The sequence below is a fragment of the Steroidobacter agaridevorans genome (genome assembly GCF_009932555.1).
Classification (GTDB): Bacteria; Pseudomonadota; Gammaproteobacteria; order Steroidobacterales; family Steroidobacteraceae; genus Steroidobacter; species Steroidobacter agaridevorans.
The window spans coordinates 178,936-195,615 of sequence record NZ_BLJO01000004.1 but is presented as its reverse complement, the minus strand read 5'-3'; the positions used below and the strand labels follow the sequence as shown (position 1 = coordinate 195,615).

Annotated in this window: 14 protein-coding genes and 1 pseudogene; 8 read left to right on the top strand and 7 right to left on the bottom strand. The window is 63.4% G+C overall.

Annotated features, from left to right (window positions below; translation table 11 throughout):
* Nucleotides 1-595: response regulator transcription factor (locus GYH35_RS15500; protein WP_235936789.1), on the bottom strand; the 595-nt coding region annotated here is incomplete at its 3' end.
* Nucleotides 596-887: 292 nt separating this feature from the next.
* On the opposite strand from GYH35_RS15500, the gene GYH35_RS15495 reads away from it, so the two are divergent.
* Nucleotides 888-1,142 (top strand): EF-hand domain-containing protein, encoded by a 255-nt coding sequence (locus GYH35_RS15495; protein ID WP_161810812.1) that lies wholly within the window; start codon nucleotides 888-890, stop codon nucleotides 1,140-1,142.
* Between the two features lie 89 nt (nucleotides 1,143-1,231).
* Nucleotides 1,232-1,555 carry a hypothetical protein gene (locus tag GYH35_RS15490; protein ID WP_161810811.1) on the top strand — a complete coding sequence of 108 codons (324 nt, stop codon included), beginning with the start codon at nucleotides 1,232-1,234 and terminating at the stop codon, nucleotides 1,553-1,555.
* 1 nt (nucleotide 1,556) lies between these two features.
* Here the strand turns inward: GYH35_RS15490 and GYH35_RS15485 are convergent, their stop codons facing one another.
* Nucleotides 1,557-2,363, bottom strand: coding sequence for a M48 family metallopeptidase (locus tag GYH35_RS15485; protein WP_161810810.1), 807 nt, complete (start codon nucleotides 2,361-2,363; stop codon nucleotides 1,557-1,559).
* 50 nt (nucleotides 2,364-2,413) lie between these two features.
* A complete protein-coding gene (locus GYH35_RS15480) occupies nucleotides 2,414-2,980 on the bottom strand; it encodes an SRPBCC family protein (protein WP_161810809.1) in 567 nt (188 codons plus the stop codon).
* A gap of 79 nt (nucleotides 2,981-3,059) precedes the next feature.
* On the opposite strand from GYH35_RS15480, the gene folE reads away from it, so the two are divergent.
* Complete coding sequence (folE, locus tag GYH35_RS15475; RefSeq protein ID WP_161810808.1) at nucleotides 3,060-3,707, top strand: GTP cyclohydrolase I FolE; 648 nt, start codon at nucleotides 3,060-3,062, stop codon at nucleotides 3,705-3,707.
* A gap of 289 nt (nucleotides 3,708-3,996) precedes the next feature.
* Nucleotides 3,997-4,590, top strand: a complete 594-nt coding sequence (locus tag GYH35_RS15470; protein WP_161810807.1) for a hypothetical protein — start codon at nucleotides 3,997-3,999, stop codon at nucleotides 4,588-4,590.
* Here the strand turns inward: GYH35_RS15470 and GYH35_RS15465 are convergent.
* From GYH35_RS15465 to GYH35_RS15450, 4 genes are all read right to left on the bottom strand, one after another.
* Complete coding sequence (locus GYH35_RS15465) at nucleotides 4,587-5,387, bottom strand: endonuclease/exonuclease/phosphatase family protein (protein ID WP_161810806.1); 801 nt, start codon at nucleotides 5,385-5,387, stop codon at nucleotides 4,587-4,589. The two genes, GYH35_RS15470 and GYH35_RS15465, sit on opposite strands and share 4 nt — an antisense overlap.
* Nucleotides 5,359-7,629, bottom strand: a complete 2,271-nt coding sequence (locus GYH35_RS15460) for a VTT domain-containing protein (RefSeq protein ID WP_161810805.1) — start codon at nucleotides 7,627-7,629, stop codon at nucleotides 5,359-5,361. The genes GYH35_RS15465 and GYH35_RS15460 overlap by 29 nt, the downstream gene beginning before the upstream one ends.
* Nucleotides 7,630-7,724: 95 nt before the next feature.
* Nucleotides 7,725-8,828, bottom strand: coding sequence for a D-2-hydroxyacid dehydrogenase (locus tag GYH35_RS15455; RefSeq protein ID WP_161810804.1), 1,104 nt, complete (start codon nucleotides 8,826-8,828; stop codon nucleotides 7,725-7,727).
* A 28-nt stretch (nucleotides 8,829-8,856) separates the two neighbouring features.
* Nucleotides 8,857-9,732 carry a dienelactone hydrolase family protein gene (locus tag GYH35_RS15450; RefSeq protein WP_202624344.1) on the bottom strand — a complete coding sequence of 292 codons (876 nt, stop codon included), beginning with the start codon at nucleotides 9,730-9,732 and terminating at the stop codon, nucleotides 8,857-8,859.
* A 247-nt stretch (nucleotides 9,733-9,979) separates the two neighbouring features.
* Here GYH35_RS15450 and GYH35_RS35470 point away from each other — a divergent pair.
* The 4 genes and pseudogenes from GYH35_RS35470 to GYH35_RS15435 form a co-directional block, all read left to right on the top strand.
* Nucleotides 9,980-10,477, top strand: a pseudogene (locus GYH35_RS35470) (cellulose binding domain-containing protein); the annotation flags it as partial.
* A complete protein-coding gene (locus GYH35_RS15445; RefSeq protein WP_407700216.1) occupies nucleotides 10,472-12,355 on the top strand; it encodes a glycoside hydrolase family 6 protein in 1,884 nt (627 codons plus the stop codon). The pseudogene GYH35_RS35470 and the gene GYH35_RS15445, both read left to right, overlap by 6 nt.
* 87 nt (nucleotides 12,356-12,442) lie before the next feature.
* Complete coding sequence (locus GYH35_RS15440; protein WP_161828921.1) at nucleotides 12,443-14,146, top strand: lytic polysaccharide monooxygenase; 1,704 nt, start codon at nucleotides 12,443-12,445, stop codon at nucleotides 14,144-14,146.
* A gap of 21 nt (nucleotides 14,147-14,167) precedes the next feature.
* Complete coding sequence (locus GYH35_RS15435; RefSeq protein WP_161810801.1) at nucleotides 14,168-16,603, top strand: cellulase family glycosylhydrolase; 2,436 nt, start codon at nucleotides 14,168-14,170, stop codon at nucleotides 16,601-16,603.
* Nucleotides 16,604-16,680 lie beyond the last annotated feature (77 nt).

Here is a 16,680-nt window from a genome sequence, read left to right as displayed (position 1 = left end):
TACTCCGGTCGTAAGGCGTGAGACGGCGGCCGAGCACTCGCTCGGTCAGCGACTCGCGCGATTGCACTTGTCCGACCGCTCGCATCAACACCTCGAGCAGCCGCAGCTCGGTGCCAGTGAGCCGCACCGATTGACCGGACAACGTGACTTCGAATGTTGCCGGATCGAGGCGCAACGGGCCGACGCTCACGGGATGCGCCGGCGTATCGGCATCACGCGGCGAGAATCGCCGTAGCACGGCACGCACGCGAGCCACCAGCTCGCGCGGATTGAAAGGTTTCGACAGATAGTCGTCGGCGCCCAACTCCAGGCCGACGATGCGATCCACGTCGGCGCCGTGCGCCGTCAACATGATGACTGGGACCGACAGGCTGTGACGCAGACGACGCAGCACTTCGAAGCCGCTGAGCGACGGCAACATCACGTCGAGAATCACCAGATCGAAAGGATGCGACTCGCCGGTCAGACGCTCCAGGGCCTCGGCGCCATCGCGCACGATGGACACCTGAAAGCCTTCGCCGGTCAGATACTCGGTGAGCATCTGGCCCAGCTCGCGGTCGTCATCCACGATCAATACGGAAGCAGGCAAGGTCATGGGCTGGACCATGGCACACCAAAAAAGCGTCGGTTGCGAAGTTTCGTCAAGTTCTGCCTACACGCAGCTTTGACCGGGGCGGACGATACTTCGTTTTGCGCAACCCCGTCGATGCATGCCGTCGCCCTACAGCGGATGTCCGGCATTTTCCGGCGGCGGCGCCTTCCCGCAGGATGCGCTCCGCCCGCGGCGGAACCCCGTTTTACGACTCCGCGTTCACTCCCCGCCCGGGAAGAGATGAGACGAGACACGCCTATCTGGATCAACAAGCCCGATCAACGAGGAGACGATCATGACCAAACTGATTGCATTCCTGGCAGCGGCCCTGCTGTCCGTGACTGCGTTCGCCGGCGACAAGGACAAGAAGGATCACTCGATGAAATCCTCCGCGGCAACCTTCGACTCCCTGGACAAGAACGGCGATGCGCAGCTGAGCAAGACCGAAGCGGCCGCCGACAAATCGCTGGCGGACAGCTTCGCCTCGGCCGACACCAATGGCGATGGCTATCTGAGCAAGACCGAATTCACGGCCCGCACCAAGAGCTAGAACGCTCTGCCATTCGTTCAGCAACCGGCCCTATCGCGCCTGGAGATGACGGTGCGGTAGGGCCTCGTCGTCTCTGCTACTCTTGATCCATGGCCGTACCCTGGTTACAGATCGTGCAGCTCGTGCCCTCCATCGTGGACGTGTCGCGCGAGCTACTGAAACGCACCAAACAAATGCCGCCGCCGGAAGTGGCGCCGGTGCCCCAAGACAGCGATGAGCTGATCCGGCGCGTGCTGCGCCTGGAAGAAAATGAGCGGCGTCAGGCCGAGCTGGTCAACGAGATGGCGCAGCAGCTCGCGAACATGACGCGAGCGCTCACCTCACTGCACCGCCAGTCGCTATGGCTGGGCGGCACCGCGGTGGTGGCCATCATCGTCGCCGTGATTGCGATCGGGATGGCCGCCAGCCAGTAGGTTACTTCGCGGCCGCCTGATACAACGGCAGCACCAGCGGCACATTCTTTTCGAGATCGCGAATGCGCGACTCGCCGGACGGGTGGGTGCTCAGGAATTCCGGCGGACCGCCGCCGCCCGCCTTGCTCATCTTCTGCCACAGCGTGACGGCCGCATTCGGGTCATAGCCCGCGCGCGCCATCAACTCCAGGCCGATGCGATCGGCCTCGGCTTCCTGCTCGCGACTATGCGGCAGCGTGAATGTCACAGCCGAAACCTGACTTGCGATTTGCATCGTCGTCGCTTCGGCGCCCGTGGCCACAGCAACACCGGCGAGCACCAGCTGTTCGGCATAGGCGCGAGACAAACGTTCGCGTGAGTGTTCACGCAGCGCGTGCGCGATTTCGTGACCGATGACGGCGGCGAGCTCCGCATCGGTGGGTTTGATCGTATCGATCAGGCCGGTGTAGACCATGATCTTGCCGCCGGGCATGCAGTACGCGTTCACGTCCTCGGACGACTGCACGTTGACCTCCCACTTCCAGCCGGGCGCGTCGGGACGAAACGTCCTGGTCTGCGGGATCAAGCGCTGCGAAATCTTCTGCACCCGGTCGTAGACCTGTTTGTCCTTGTTCAACGCGCCGGCCTGGCGCGCCTTGTTCACTTCCTGGTCGTAAGCAACCTTGGCGCCCTCGTCCACCTGCTCGGATGAGACCGCCATCATCTGCTTGCGAGTGACGCCGATCGCGCCGGGCTGAGTTGTCTGCACGGACTGACAGGCAGTCACCAGCACGGCGACAGCGGCGACGATCAGGGAGCGTATGCGCATGGGAATCCTCCGGGACGGGACAGATTTTAAATCTGTCCCCTTAAAATTCACTACTGCTTGGAGGGTTCCTGCTTGGGCGCTTCAGGATTGCCGTTGGTCACGTAACGCGCCAGGCGTTGCAGCTGCCCGCCGAGCACTTCGTCGACGATGGGAGCCCAGTCGGCCAGCGGCCGGTCGGCGAACCCACCGACGTTGTATGTGAACGTGATCCGCGAGCCGCCCGCCGCCGACTCGATCTGCCAGGTCATCACGCCGTTGACGCCGAATTCCTGCAATGGCCCGAGCGCGCCGTTGACTCGCAATGTTTTAGCAGGCTGCGCATACACGACGGTGCCGTGCTCGATGCCGGCATACAAGCTCAGCTTTTCGCAGAAACAACCGCGCACATAGGGCTCGAGCGAAAGATTGCGCGCATCGCCCGAGTAGGTGTGCTCGGGATCCCACCATTTCGCGACATCCGCGAGCGCAGCCCAAATGACCGGCGGCGCGACATTCGGTGTCTCGGCCGTGTGGCGCAGATTGAAGCCGCTGGGCCCGGCGCTGACGATCTCGGCGCGCGCCACGCCGGTCGCCGATAAAGCGCCCAGGACAGCCGTCGCGATCAGGCATGCACGCATTATTGTTTCCTCTCCAGGGACTCACCGCTGCAGGCGCGCATGGTAATGCCTGCGGGTGAAGGATGGTAACCTAGCGTCCATGAGCCAGAAAAAAAGCCATCGCGCCCGGAAATCCGCCAATAACGGCCTGCCCGAGGCCCATGTGCAGACTCCGACGGTGAGCGAACAGGACGCGCGTGAGGCGGTCGAGACGCTGTTGCGCTGGGCGGGGGAAGATCCGTTGCGGGAGGGCCTGCGTGACACGCCCAAGCGCGTCGTCCACGCGTATCGTGACTGGTTTTCCGGCTATCTGAGCGACCCGGCCGACTATCTGCGCCGCACCTTCGAGGAAGTGGCCGGTTACGACGAGATGGTGGTGTTGCGAAACATCGAGTTCGAATCCCACTGCGAGCATCACATGGCGCCCATCATCGGCCGTGCGCACGTGGGCTACCTGCCCACCAACAAGGTCGTGGGCATCAGCAAGCTGGCCCGTGTCGTCGACGGTTACGCACGGCGCTTCCAGGTCCAGGAGAAGCTCACCGCGCAGATCGCCCGCTGTATCGATGACGTGCTCAAGCCGCGTGGCGTGGGAGTCGTGATCGATGCGATCCATCAGTGCATGACCACGCGCGGCGTGCACAAGCGGGGCGTGTCGATGATCACGAGTAAGATGCTGGGCGACTTCCGCGAAGACGCGCGCACCCGCAACGAATTCCTGCGCTTCATCGACATCAACGGCGGGTGAGATTTAACACTCGACGTCGGGGACTCCCGCAATTCCTCACGGGCACGCCGCGAGTGTGACGGCGTTCTCGTTTGCAACTTCGTCACAGTCCTAGCATCCGAGGCCGGTCCCTTCGAAGAACAACGACGGTCGGATGCAGAGGTCAGATGTGAACGCGGTGGCAGACACGACGATGCAGGAGCCCGAACCCCGCCCTGTCCGCGTACGCGCAGAACACATATCCCTCGATACAGGTCATGACGACGACGGCCTCGTCGCGCCGAAGAAACGTCCCCATCGCCCGACGCGTATGAGCTATACGCTCGCCAGCAAACTGCGCGGGTGCACTACGCAACTGGGCTTGCTCGACGAACATTTCCTGTCCGTGCAGCTCACGCGGCCCGACATCGAGCCGCGCAAATACGATTTCGATCTGCGTTTCGCCAATGCAAAGCCGGTGATCGTGCGCCACATCGCCTGGTTCTGGCTGGCGCTCGCGATCAGTCTGGCCGCGCTCGCCACTTGCGCGCTGTGGATGCTATGGCCGGAGAGCGCGGCCGAATGGATTCATCCCGTGCCGCTGACCGCCGCAGCCGCCCTGCTCGCCTCGCTCGGCTCGGTGCTGATGTTTTTGCGACGGACCACCGAATCGCTCGAATTCACCAGTGTTCACGGCGGCGTGACATTGGTTAGCGTGACCGGTGCAATCGGCAGTGCGCGTGAAGGCAAGAAATTTTTCGTCGAGCTCATCAAGAGCATCAACGCCGCGAAGGCCGCCCGGCCGCAGCCGCCTCATCAGTTCCTGCGCGACGAAATGCGCGAGCATCATCGACTGCGCGAGCTGGGCGTACTGACAGAAGAGCAGTACGAAACGAGCAAGTCGCGGATCCTCGCGTCACATTAAGTCGGCGCGCGCAGGGCGAAGCGCTCCACATCGATCTCCGCTCGCAGCGGCAGATGATCCGATGCTCGCTTGGCGAGCGGCGTGCTGTGCGCTTTCACCGAAACGATGGCCTGCACCGGCCGCACCCAGATCCGGGTCAGCGCCAGGAACGGCCAGAACGACGGAAACTCCGGCGGCGCCAGCGCTTCACCCAGAATCTTGTGCGCGTCTCGCAGCGTGCCCGCGCGCGGAAACCATTCATTCATGTCGCCGAGCACGACGGTGGGATGTTCGGGCGGTGACGCAGCGATCGCCGCCAGCAACTGCCGCCATTGGAAGCGGCGCTCCGATCGGCTGAGCCCAAGATGCGTGGCGATCACACGTAACGCGCGGCCACCGACATCCAGCTCGACATCGATTGCGCCCCGCGGCTCCAACCATTTGCCATAGCTCAGATCGTGTCGGTGCACGCTGACGACGGGAAATCGAGTCAGCAACGCGTTGCCGTACTCGCCACTGTGTCGCACGATGCGCAGCCCGGGAATCGCGGCCATGTGCATCGCTTCGGATAAATATTCCAGCTGTTTCGAGTCCTCTTCGTCGCCGGGCTCGTTATCGACTTCCTGCAAAGCATAGATGTCGCAGTCCAACTCTCTGAGCACATCGGCGATGCGCGAGGGCGAGCGGTGCCGATCGAGTCCCACGCAGCTATGAATATTGTACGAGCCGATGGAAATCCGGCGCACGCCGGGCGCGGGCGCCTCGACCGCTTCGGCCGGGACTTCGGCTTCAGACAGCGCGCGGGTCGCTGACGCCATGTCGCGAGGACGTCGAGGCTGCCGATAGCAGCCAGCGCCGCACCAGCCAGGTGGCGCCGCCGAGCAGAATCAGCACCAACGCGATCGCCCAATAGTTGATGCGGCGAGGATCATCCAGCCAGGTCGAGAGCTGATCGCCGAACACCGTCGAGGTGAGCGTGCCTGGCAGGATACCGATCGCCGTCCCTAGCAAGAACTCCCACAGGCGCATGCGGATCGCGCCCGCCACCACCCCTTCGACGGCGAAGGGCGCCAGCGGCACCAGCCTCAGCGCAGTCATCGCCAGCAGGCCGCGACGACGCAGCACCTGCAGAATCTTGTCCAGCTTCGCGCCGGCCATGCGTCGCACGGTCACGGGATCGAGCCGCTTGCCCGCAACGTACGACGACCACGCGGCGACCTGGATGCCGGTCATGGCGATGACGAACCCCCAGATGGGTCCGTACGCAATGACAGCAAACAAAGTGATGAGCGGTCTTGGAAACATCACATACGACGCCGGCGTGAACGCGAGCACCGTCAGGATCGGCACCCACCAGGTCTGGCCGACCTCTCGGGCCCAACCCATGATGCGATTGCCTTCGAGATACACGTGCAGCGGCGTGAGCTTCCACAGCGCGGTCAGTGCAATCACGACGAGCGCGATTCCGGCGATCTTGCCCCACGCAGGGCCGGCGCCGAACTCTTCCGACGGCTCGATCTGTTCCGAACGATCGGTCACGAACGCGCCAGGATTTGCGTCCGCCATGCTCGCCTCGGGGCTGCGCGGACTGAAGATCTGCGCCAGGTCCGCGAGCCCGACCGGCTTTTCCGGATCGGCGACGCTGATGACATTCAGCAGCGTGTCGGAAACCTGCGGCAATTCATTCAGCGGTTTCAGCGTGCGGTCCTCGCGATGCAGCCGATCCATCGCATCGCGCAGGTTGCCGGCAGTCGCGATCGCTTCACTCACCTGCTGCACTTCGAAGCCCAGGTGCTCCGCCAACAGCAACGAACGCAGACCGCGGATCTGCTCTTGTATGTCTTTGCGCCCGCGCGCCTCGATAGTCAGATCGCACTCCGTATCCATGCCCATCGAACGATTCGCCAGATTCGCGGAGCCGATCCGCACCAGGTCGTCGTCGATCACGATCATCTTGGAATGAACGTCGATGCAGGTGCCTTCCTTCAATCCGGCGATGAAGGGATAGCAGGCGCGGAAACGATTGTATTTATCGGCCTCGCGCAATTTCTGGACCAGGCGCGTGCGCAGCGTCTGCATGGTGAGCTCTTCCAGCCAGCCATGGCTCAGCTCGCGCAACACGACGATGATCTCGGGACCGTCGGGCTCGGCGAGCCGCGCGGCCAACGCATCGCCGACCTTGTCGGCGGTGAAATACTGATTCTCGATATAGATGCTGTTCCTGGCGGCAGCGATCATGTCGAGATACAGCGCTTCGATTTCTCTGACGCCGGGATCGCCGTTGACCGCGGGCGCCGTGCGAGAGATGCCGACCTCTACATCGTTGAGATGTGCCGCCAGCGACTGCGGCCAACGCGATGTTTTCATTTCCTCCGCGGCCGCTTTGCGGCGGAACACACGCCGCTGCGCCGCCGGCGGCTGCAGCACCTCGCCCGTCGCCTTGCGCCAGCGTTCGCGCACGATATCGCCCAACGACCTCGCAACGTCGCCTTCCACCGCCATCATCAAATCGTGAAACGGCGGATAAGCGGTGCCTTTGACCTGTCGATACTCGTTGTCGGGCGAGTGATCGTTGGTATCCCAGCGTCGATAGGTCAGATCGATGCCGCCGTTGAAGGCGACCGCGTCGTCGATCACCACGATCTTCTGATGATGCGAGCCGCCGGTGGGATGGGTGTTGTCGTAGCGGAAATGCACGCGTCGGTACGGCTTCCAGCCCAGGCCGTAGAACGGCGCCCACTCGCGATCCAGTCCGAAAATCACCGGGTAGTCCCAGATCAGGATGTGGATATGCAGGTGGCGGTTGCGACGCGCCAGCTCGTTCAAGAAATCGCCCAGCTCCAGCTCGCAATCCTTCCGATCACGGCACAGCAGGCGCGTGCGGCTGTGGAAATCCCAGCCCGAGATCAGGATGGAGCGCTTCGCCTTGCGCGCGGCTTCGACGAAGGCGCGGAAGTAATCGTCGCCGTCGACCAGAAACGCCGCGCGCTGCGCCTTCTCCACGCGCCAGCAATTGCGGCCGGGCTGGAGCAAAGTCGATGGGGCAGCGGGCAGGGTCATGATCGCTGGCGGGGCTGGCAAAAATGCAAAAGGGTGCGATGTCGGCGAAACGCTCGCACCACGCAGCCGGTTCCGAAGAGGAGCGCTATCGGCGCTCAATAGCCTCGCGTTACGTCGACCACCGACAGCATCTTGTCGCCCGCCGAATACCGCTTCAGATTCTCGCGCACGACCGCCAGCTGCGCGCCGCTGCCCAGGTCCGAGTCGGCCGACACGTGCGGCGTGAGGATGAGATTCGGCGCCTTCCACAGCGGATGCCCGGCGGGCAGCGGCTCGGGATCGGTGACATCGAGCGCGGCGCCCGCAATTGTCTTGTTGTTGAGCGCATCGACCAGATCCGAGGTCACGACACTGCCGCCGCGCGCAATGTTGATGAAGTACGCCGTCGGCTTCATCTTCCCGAAGAAGGCCGCGTTGAACATTCCTTTGGTTTGCGGCGTGAGTGGCGCGGTGTTCACGACGAAATCAGCTTCGGCGGCGAGCTTGGGCAGCTCGTCCGATAAACCGACATAGCTCACAAAGTCAGGACCGCTGCGGCCGCTGTTGCGCGTCGCTGTGACTTTCATGCCGAGCGCATGTGCGCGCTTGGCTACTTCGCTGCCGATGCCGCCGAGACCGACAACCAACATCGTTTTGCCATCGACGGTGGTCGCGCGACCGGGCGGGAGGCGCGGAATCCATTGGCCTTGCGCTTGCGCGGGAATGTACACATCGAGGCCGCGAGCGAGCGCCATTGTCATCGCGATCACATGCTCGGCGATGATCGGGCCGGCGATGCGCTGCATGTTGGTGACCAGGATGTTTCTTTCCTTGATGGCCGGCAGGGACACGCAGTTCTCGACACCGGCGGTCACCATCTGAATCCATTGAATGGATTTACCGGCGCTGAGCGTGTCGGCGTCGCAGAAACCGAAGACGGCGTCGATGCTCGCGATCTTGGCTTTGGCCTCGGGCGTGCCCGCGGCGATGAATTCAACGTCCGGCGCAGCGGCTTTCAGCTCCGCACCGAGCCGCGACGCCATGCCGCCAACCAGAATGCGCTTGGGCTTGCGCCAGCCCTTGCGCTCCTTGACTGGAGTATCGGCCTCCTGCAGGTCGTAACGCTCGATCACATTGGCAGCGGAGCTCTCCGCGGCCTCGAGCGACGTTCCGAGCAATACCGACGCACAAGCGGCAGCCACGAGCCAGCGACACTTCATCCGAATCCTCCGCCGAAGCAGTTACCGATCAGGCCACGCCGTTCTTCTTGAACCACGCCAGCGCTTTTTGCCAGGCGTCCTTGGCATCGGCTTCGACGTACGACGGCCGATAGTCGGCGAAGAACGCATGCGGCGCCTCCGGATACACGACGATCTCCGAGGGCACCTTGGCCTTCTTGAGCGCCGTGCGCATCTGCTCGACGGTGTCGAGCGGAATGCCCTGATCCTTGCCGCCGTACAGACCGAGCACCGGCGCTTTCAAATCGGCGGCGATGTTGACCGGATGTTTCGGCTGATTCTCGCTGGGATCGCCGACCAGCCGGCCGTACCAGGCCACGCCTGCTTTGAGCTGCTTGCTGTGCTCGGCATACAACCACACGATGCGCCCGCCCCAACAGAACCCGGTGACGCCGAGCTTCGCGGTATCGCCCTTGCCGGACTTCTGCGCCAGTTCCACGGCCGCGTCCAGGTCCGCCATCACCTGCGCATCGGGCACTTTGGCGACAATGGGCCGGATCTCGTCGATGGACTTGAGCTTGGAAACATCGCCCTGGCGGTAATACAGCTCGGGCGCGATCGCGAAATAGCCCTGCTTGGCGAAGCGACGGCAAATATCCTTGATGTGCTCGTGCACGCCGAAGATTTCCTGCACGACCAGGATGACCGGGAACGGTCCGCCCTTGGCCGGCATGGCGCGATAGCCCGGGATAGTCTCGTCGCCGACCGGAATCTTCACGTCGCCCGCATCCAGGCCGGTCGTGTCGGTAGTGATGGTGGCTGCGCCGATCGGCTGCACGGCGAGCGCGAAACCGGCGGCCGCCAGGCTGCTGGCCATCATGTGGCGTCGGTTCAGCTCCATGCGCGAGAACACGTTGGCGATATCGGATTGCAGATCCCGGCTCATGGCGTTCCCCTGTTCGATGAAGGCAAGCGTCGGAGTGTAACGACGCGCTCCCGGCCTGCAAAGAATCGGCCCTTATCGCGACGCGCGCGAAAGTCAACAAACCCGCACCGAAGAGACCGCCCGCGACGCAGTCCGCGATGCCCCGCAATTGACTCCGCAATGACTCGTTCGAGCACCGAATAAGTGCACTGATTTTCTTGAAAACGAGTCGCGCAGGTTGCGACGTTCATGTCTCGCATTGGCTCGAATGGCAATTATTTCCATGTTGACAGCGTTGGCCAATTGCCCCATGTTCGCGCCGGCTCGAACAATGGAATGTCTCTCAGGGGGTCGTATCATGGAAGGACGACAAAGGTCCGAAGGACCTGCTGCGCGCTGGTTTTTTGCCCTGCTGCTGATCTGCAGTCTCGGGCTCACTTCACAAGCATTCGCTCAGGCAGCTGGCTGCCAGGTCACTTACACCAAGAGTTGGGAAGGCGGCACCGGCTTCGGCGCCAACATCGCCATCCTGAATACCGGTCCGGCGATCAGCAACGGCTGGACGCTGCAATTCACGTTCGCCAACGGCGAGCGCATCCAGAACGGCTGGCCCGTCGCGTTCGTGCAGCCTTCCGGCAGTGCTGTGGTGACAGTCTCCAGCAACGCCGCGTGGAATCAGAGCATCGGCAGCGGCGCGACCTTTACTGCCGGCTTCAACGGCACGTTCACGACGACGAACTCGACGCCCACCAACTTCACGCTGAACGGCACGGCCTGCAACGGCGGCGGCACCGGCAACACGGCGCCCATCGTCAGCCTGACCAGCCCGACCGGCGGTCAAACATTTCCCGCCGGCTCGACCGTCACGCTCGCCGCTAACGCCAGCGATCCAGGCGGCGCGGTGAGTCGCGTCGAGTTTCGAGTCGATGGCAACCTGGTGAATACGGACACCAGCTCGCCCTACAGCTTCAACGTGAGCGGCCTTGCTTCCGGCAGCCACACCGCGCAAGCCACCGCATTCGACAATGGCTCGCCGGCGCTGAGCACGGCAACGGCTGCTGTGCCATTTACGATTCAAGGAACGGTTCAGCCCACGATCACAGCGAGCCCCACGTCGCTGACAGTCGCAGGAGGCGCAAGCGGCACGGCAACGCTGCGACTCAACGCCGCGCCCACGAGCAACGTGACAGTCGCCCTCACCCGCTCGGGCAGCACAGCGATCACCGCGAGCCCGACGTCCATCACGTTCACCAGCAGCAACTGGCAAACCGGCGTGACGGTGACGTTTAGCGCCGCCAGTGGCACAGCTGCCGCAACCTCGACGTTCACCGCCGCGGCAACTGGCTACACATCGGCGACAGTGGCTGTAACACGCAGCGGCGTCGTGACCGGTCGCGTTGACAATCCTTATCTCAGCTCGGGCGTTTATAACAATCCGCAGTGGCGCGCGAATGCCGCCGCATCCGGCGGCAGCGCCATCGCCATGCAGCCCACCGGCGTGTGGATGGATCGCATCAGCTCGATCGCCGGCAATGGCAGCCCGACGACCGGCAGCATGGGCCTGGCCGATCACTTGAACGAAGCGCTGACGCAGGATCAAGCGAACGGCGCGACGCCCATGGTCATCCAGATCGTGATCTACAACCTGCCCGGCCGTGACTGCGCCGCGCTCGCCTCCAACGGTGAGCTCGGGCCCAACGATCTGCCTCGCTACAAGGCCGAGTACATCGACGTGATCGCCGGCATCCTGCGGCGCCCGGAGTACGCGAACCTGCGCATCGTGTTGATCATCGAGATCGATTCGCTGCCGAACCTGGTGACCAATGTCACGAGCCGCCCGACCGGCACCGCGCAATGTGACACGATGCTGCAGAATCGCGGCTACGTCGACGGCGTCGGCTACGCGCTCGCGACCTTCGGCGCGATCCCGAATGTTTATAACTACGTCGACGCCGGCCACCACGGCTGGCTCGGCTGGGATACGAACTTCGGCCCGTCCGTCGATATGATGCGCACGGCGGCGACTGCTTCTGGCAGCACGCTCGCGAATGTGCACGGCTTCATCACCAACACCGCGAACACCTCGGCGTTGCAGGAGCCATACATCGTCGTCGACAGCACCACGCGTCCGTCGACCTGGATCGACTGGAATCAATTCAACGATGAGCTGACGTACGCGCAGGCGTTCCGCCAGCGCGCGGTCCAGGCCGGCTTCGATGCAAACATCGGCATGCTGATCGATACCTCGCGCAACGGTTGGGGCGGTCCGAATCGACCGACCGGCCCGAGCACCGCAACGGATCTCAACACTCGCATCAACGCCTCGCGCATCGATCGCCGCATTCACAAAGGCAATTGGTGCAATCCGAGTGGCGCGGGTCTGGGTGAGCGTCCGCGCGCAGCTCCTGCGTCCGGCATCGATGCGTACGTCTGGATCAAGCCGCCCGGCGAGTCCGACGGCGCGAGCGAGGAGATTCCCAACGACGAAGGCAAGGGCTTCGACCGTATGTGCGATCCGACGTACGGCGGCAACCCGCGCAATAACAACAACATGACTGGAGCGCTGCCGAATGCGCCGCTGTCCGGGCACTGGTTCCCGGCGCAATTCCAGCAGTTGCTGCAGAACGCTTATCCGCCACTTTAGGAAACAAAGCTTCAGACCCGGCGTCGCCTCGTGCGCCGGGTCTGATCTGACAAGCGAGGGGGACTTCAGATGTTCAACGGAGGATGTATGAAGCTCGACGTGTTACGGACGATGCTGCTCGCAGGGCTGCTGATGATGATCGGCGGCGCTTACGGGCACGGACTGATTCAGGACCCACCCTCGCGCAACTGGTTCTGTGGCGCGATCACCAAACCCGATCAAGTTGCCAACGGCACTGCGCAGTACCCGGTCTGCGGCCAGGCATTCAGCGCCACCGGCGTCGATCCCAATGCCGGTTACAGCTTCATGAGCGTGCTCACGCACACGACCGGCCGCGCCGGCGTCGGCGTGCGCTCGAACGTTTGCAGCTTCAACTCGGAAACCTGGAACGGCAATGCAACCCCATGGGATCAGCCGATCAACTGGCCGACGGTGCCGATGACGGCCGGGTCGAAAACGTTCACCTGGAACATCTCGTGGGGCCCGCACTTCTCGGATACGCAGGAGTTCCGCTACTGGATCACCAAGCCCAGTTTCGTGTTCCAGACCGGCCGGGCGCTGTCGTTCAGCGATTTCGAGGATGCGCCGTTCTGCGTCCTCAACTACAACGACGCGACGCCCAACGCCAATCCGGATGTGATTCCCAATCCGGGCGCCGCGACCTTCCAAACGCGGTGTAACGTTCCGGCGCGCAGCGGCCGGCATGTGATCTACGCCGAGTGGGGTCGCAATCAGTGGACGTACGAACGTTTCCACGGCTGCATCGACGCCATGTTCCAAGGCGGCAACACACCGACCGTCGATGCGCAGATCGCTCTGTCGCCCGACGTGGCCGAGTTCCAGGGGGCCGGCTCGCTCACGCTCGATGGGCGCAGCTCGACTGGATCGAACCTGAGCTATCAATGGAGCGTCAGCTCGCAGAATCCGTCGCTCTACACGCTCACCAACGCCACCCAGTCGGTCGCAACCCTGACCTTGGGGAATCCGCAGGCATCCGCGAACGTCACCGTTTCATTGGTCGTGTCGGGCGGCGGATCTTCCGATAGCGCAACGCGCACGTTCGTTCATGCACCCGCGGTCGCGTCGCAGTGGTTCGATCTCGGCCCGCTGACTTCGGAGTCGCGCACGCTCACAGTCGGCGATCGCGTATCCGTTCGCACCGTCAACGGCAGCGGTCAGGACGCATACTGGCCAACGAGCCCGCTGGTCATCACGTCGTCCAACGCCGCCGCTACTGCTTGGCCATTGGCGCTAGCTCAAGCTGTGAATGCCGCTAACGGCGCAGTCCGCATCGGCGTACTCAATGCGCAGAGCCAGGTTGTCCCACAGAGCAGCGCGACCGCCAATCGCGTGTACTCACAAACTTCAGCAGATATCCAGAGCGCGTTCCTGCAGGTGACGCCGCCGACGACCGGTAATGGCGGAGTAACAGTGACGCCCGCGGTGGCCGCGAACAGCCCGTACTACAACGAACTGCAGCTGCGTCTGGCCAACACGGCCCCGGTCACTGCGCTGTCCGCGACGATCGTCGTGCAGAGAACTCAGGGTGTCAGCGTCAGCGGTCAGTACAACACGCTCGGCAGCCAGATCCAGCAAAGCAATTCGAGCACGACCTCGGCGATCACTTATCAGTACACGCTCGCGTCGGGAGTGACGCTCAGCGCTGGGACGAACCGCACCCTGGCCGCGCAATTCGGCGGCACGGGCACGGCTCATCCCACCGCTGGCGACACCTGGACGGTGACCTACACCAGCGGCGGCACGCAGTACACGCAAACCGGCACGTTCTGAAGCAGCAACACGGAGGAGATCATGCTTCGTTCACATTCTTATGTTCGGGATCCAGCGCTATTGCGCTGGATCCTATCGTTCATCGCAGTGGCCATTTGTTATCTGGCGGCGTCGCCCGGCGCCTTTGCGCAGGCTGCGGCGTGCCAGGTTACTTATACGAAGAGTTGGGAGGGCGGTAATGGCTACGGCGCCAACATCGCCATCCTCAACACCGGCCCGGCACTCACGAACTGGACCCTGGTATTCACATTCCAGAACGGCGAGCGCATCCAGAACGGTTGGCCGGTGTCGTTCTCACAGCCGACCGGCAGCGCGCAGGTCACGGCGTCCAGCAACGCGTCGTGGCAAGCCATCGGCAGCGGCGCTACGTTCAACATCGGCTTCAACGGCACGTTCACCACGACGAACTCCGCACCGAGCGGCTTCACGTTGAATGGCACTGCCTGCACGGGCGGCGGCACCGGCAACACGGCTCCGACCGTCAGCCTGACCAGCCCGACCAGCGGACAGATATTCCCTGCGGGTTCGGCCGTGACGCTCGCCGCTACGGCTAGCGATCCGGGCGGCGCTGTCACTCGCGTCGAGTTCCGCGTGGATGGCAACCTTGTGGCCACCGACACGAGCTCGCCCTACAGCTTCAATGCGACGGGCCTCGCCTCCGGCAACCACACGGCGCAAGCCACCGCATTCGACAACGGTTCGCCGTCGTTGAGTACGGCGACTGCCGCGGTACCGTTCACGATCCAGGGAACGCCGACGCTGTCGATCACCGCGACTCCCAGCACGTTGTCGCTGGCGGGTGGCGCGAGCGGCACGTCATCGATTCGCTTGAGTGCGGCGCCCACGAGCACGGTGCCCGTGACGATCACGCGCTCTGGCAGCACGGCGATCACGCACTCGCCCACGAGCGTCACGCTCACCAGCTCGAACTGGAACACGGGCGTCAATGTGACTTTCACCGCCGCTGCGGGAACAGGCACAGCAACGTCGACGTTCACGGCGGCTGCATCGGGCTACACCTCGGCGGCGATCACGGTCACGCGGACGACGAGCCCGGGCGGCGCGGTGTTCCGAGTCGATCCCACCGGCCGCATCACCAAGAATGGCACGGCGTTCCCGGTCCGCTGCGGATCCTGGTTCGGTTTGGAAGGACGTCATGAGCCTTCGGACGATCCCACCAATCCGAGCGGCGCACCGATGGAGCAATACATCGGCAACACCTTCTGGGCGAACGGCGGCTCCGGCACCGGCCGCACGATTCAACAGACGATGACCGAGATCAGCGGCATGGGCATCAACGTCATCCGCTTGCCCGTCGTGCCGCAGACTCTCAACGCCAACGATCCGCAGGGCCGCGATCCGTACCTGAAGAATCATCAGTCGGTGCGCGTCGCCAACTCACGGCTGGCGCTGGAGCAGTTCATCCGAGCGGCGGATCAGAACAACATCGAGGTCATGCTCGACGTGCACTCCTGCTCCAACTACGTCGGCTGGAGAAAGGGCCGCCTCGACGCACGTCCACCTTGGGTCGACGCCACTCGCGACAACTATGACTTCACGCGCGAGAACTATTCCTGCGCGGCCAGCGGCAATCCGAGCACGGTGACGACGACGCATCCGTACAACCAGACGCTGTGGCTGGATAACCTGCGCACGCTGGCGGGCCTCGGCACGCAACTGGGCGTGGATAACATCATCGGCATCGACATCTTCAACGAGCCGCACGACTACACGTGGGCCGAGTGGAAAACGCTGGTTGAATCCGCTTATACGGCGATCAACGCAGTGAACCCGAACACGTTGTTGTTCGTGCAGGGCATCGGCACGGTCGCCGGCACGCAGGACGGCACGCCGAACACCACCACTCAAGTACCGCACGGCGCGGCGGCGTCCAATCCGAACTGGGGTGAGAACCTGTTCGAGGCCGGCGCCAATCCGATCAATATTCCCAAAGAGCGGCTGGTGTTCTCACCGCACACCTACGGTCCGTCGGTGTTCGTGCAGCGGATGTTCATGGATCCGGCACAGCCGCAATGCGCCGGCCTGGAAGGCGATGAGGCTGGCGATGCGAACTGCAACATCGTGATCAATCCGACGCAGCTCGCCGCCGGTTGGGAAGAGCACTTCGGCTATCTCAAACAGCAGGGCTACGCCATCGTGGTCGGCGAGTTCGGCGGCAACCTGGATTGGCCGCAGGGCCAGGCCAGCATCCGCGACCGCGATCGTTGGAGTCACATCACCCCGGGCGTGGATGCGCAGTGGCAGGATGCGTTCGTGAACTACATGGTCAGCAAGAACATCGAGGGGTGTTACTGGTCGATCAATCCGGAGTCCGGCGATACGGCGGGCTGGTATGGCCACGCGTATGACCCGGTGTCGAACGAAGCCGGCTGGGGCGAATGGCGCACCTTCGATCAGCGCAAGACGAATCTGCTGAATCGGTTGTGGGGTCGCTAAGGGAGATTTTGCTTCAGGGAGAAGAACGGCACAGGGATTGTGCACGCCACGCCTCGGCATTACGCCGAGGCGTGAGC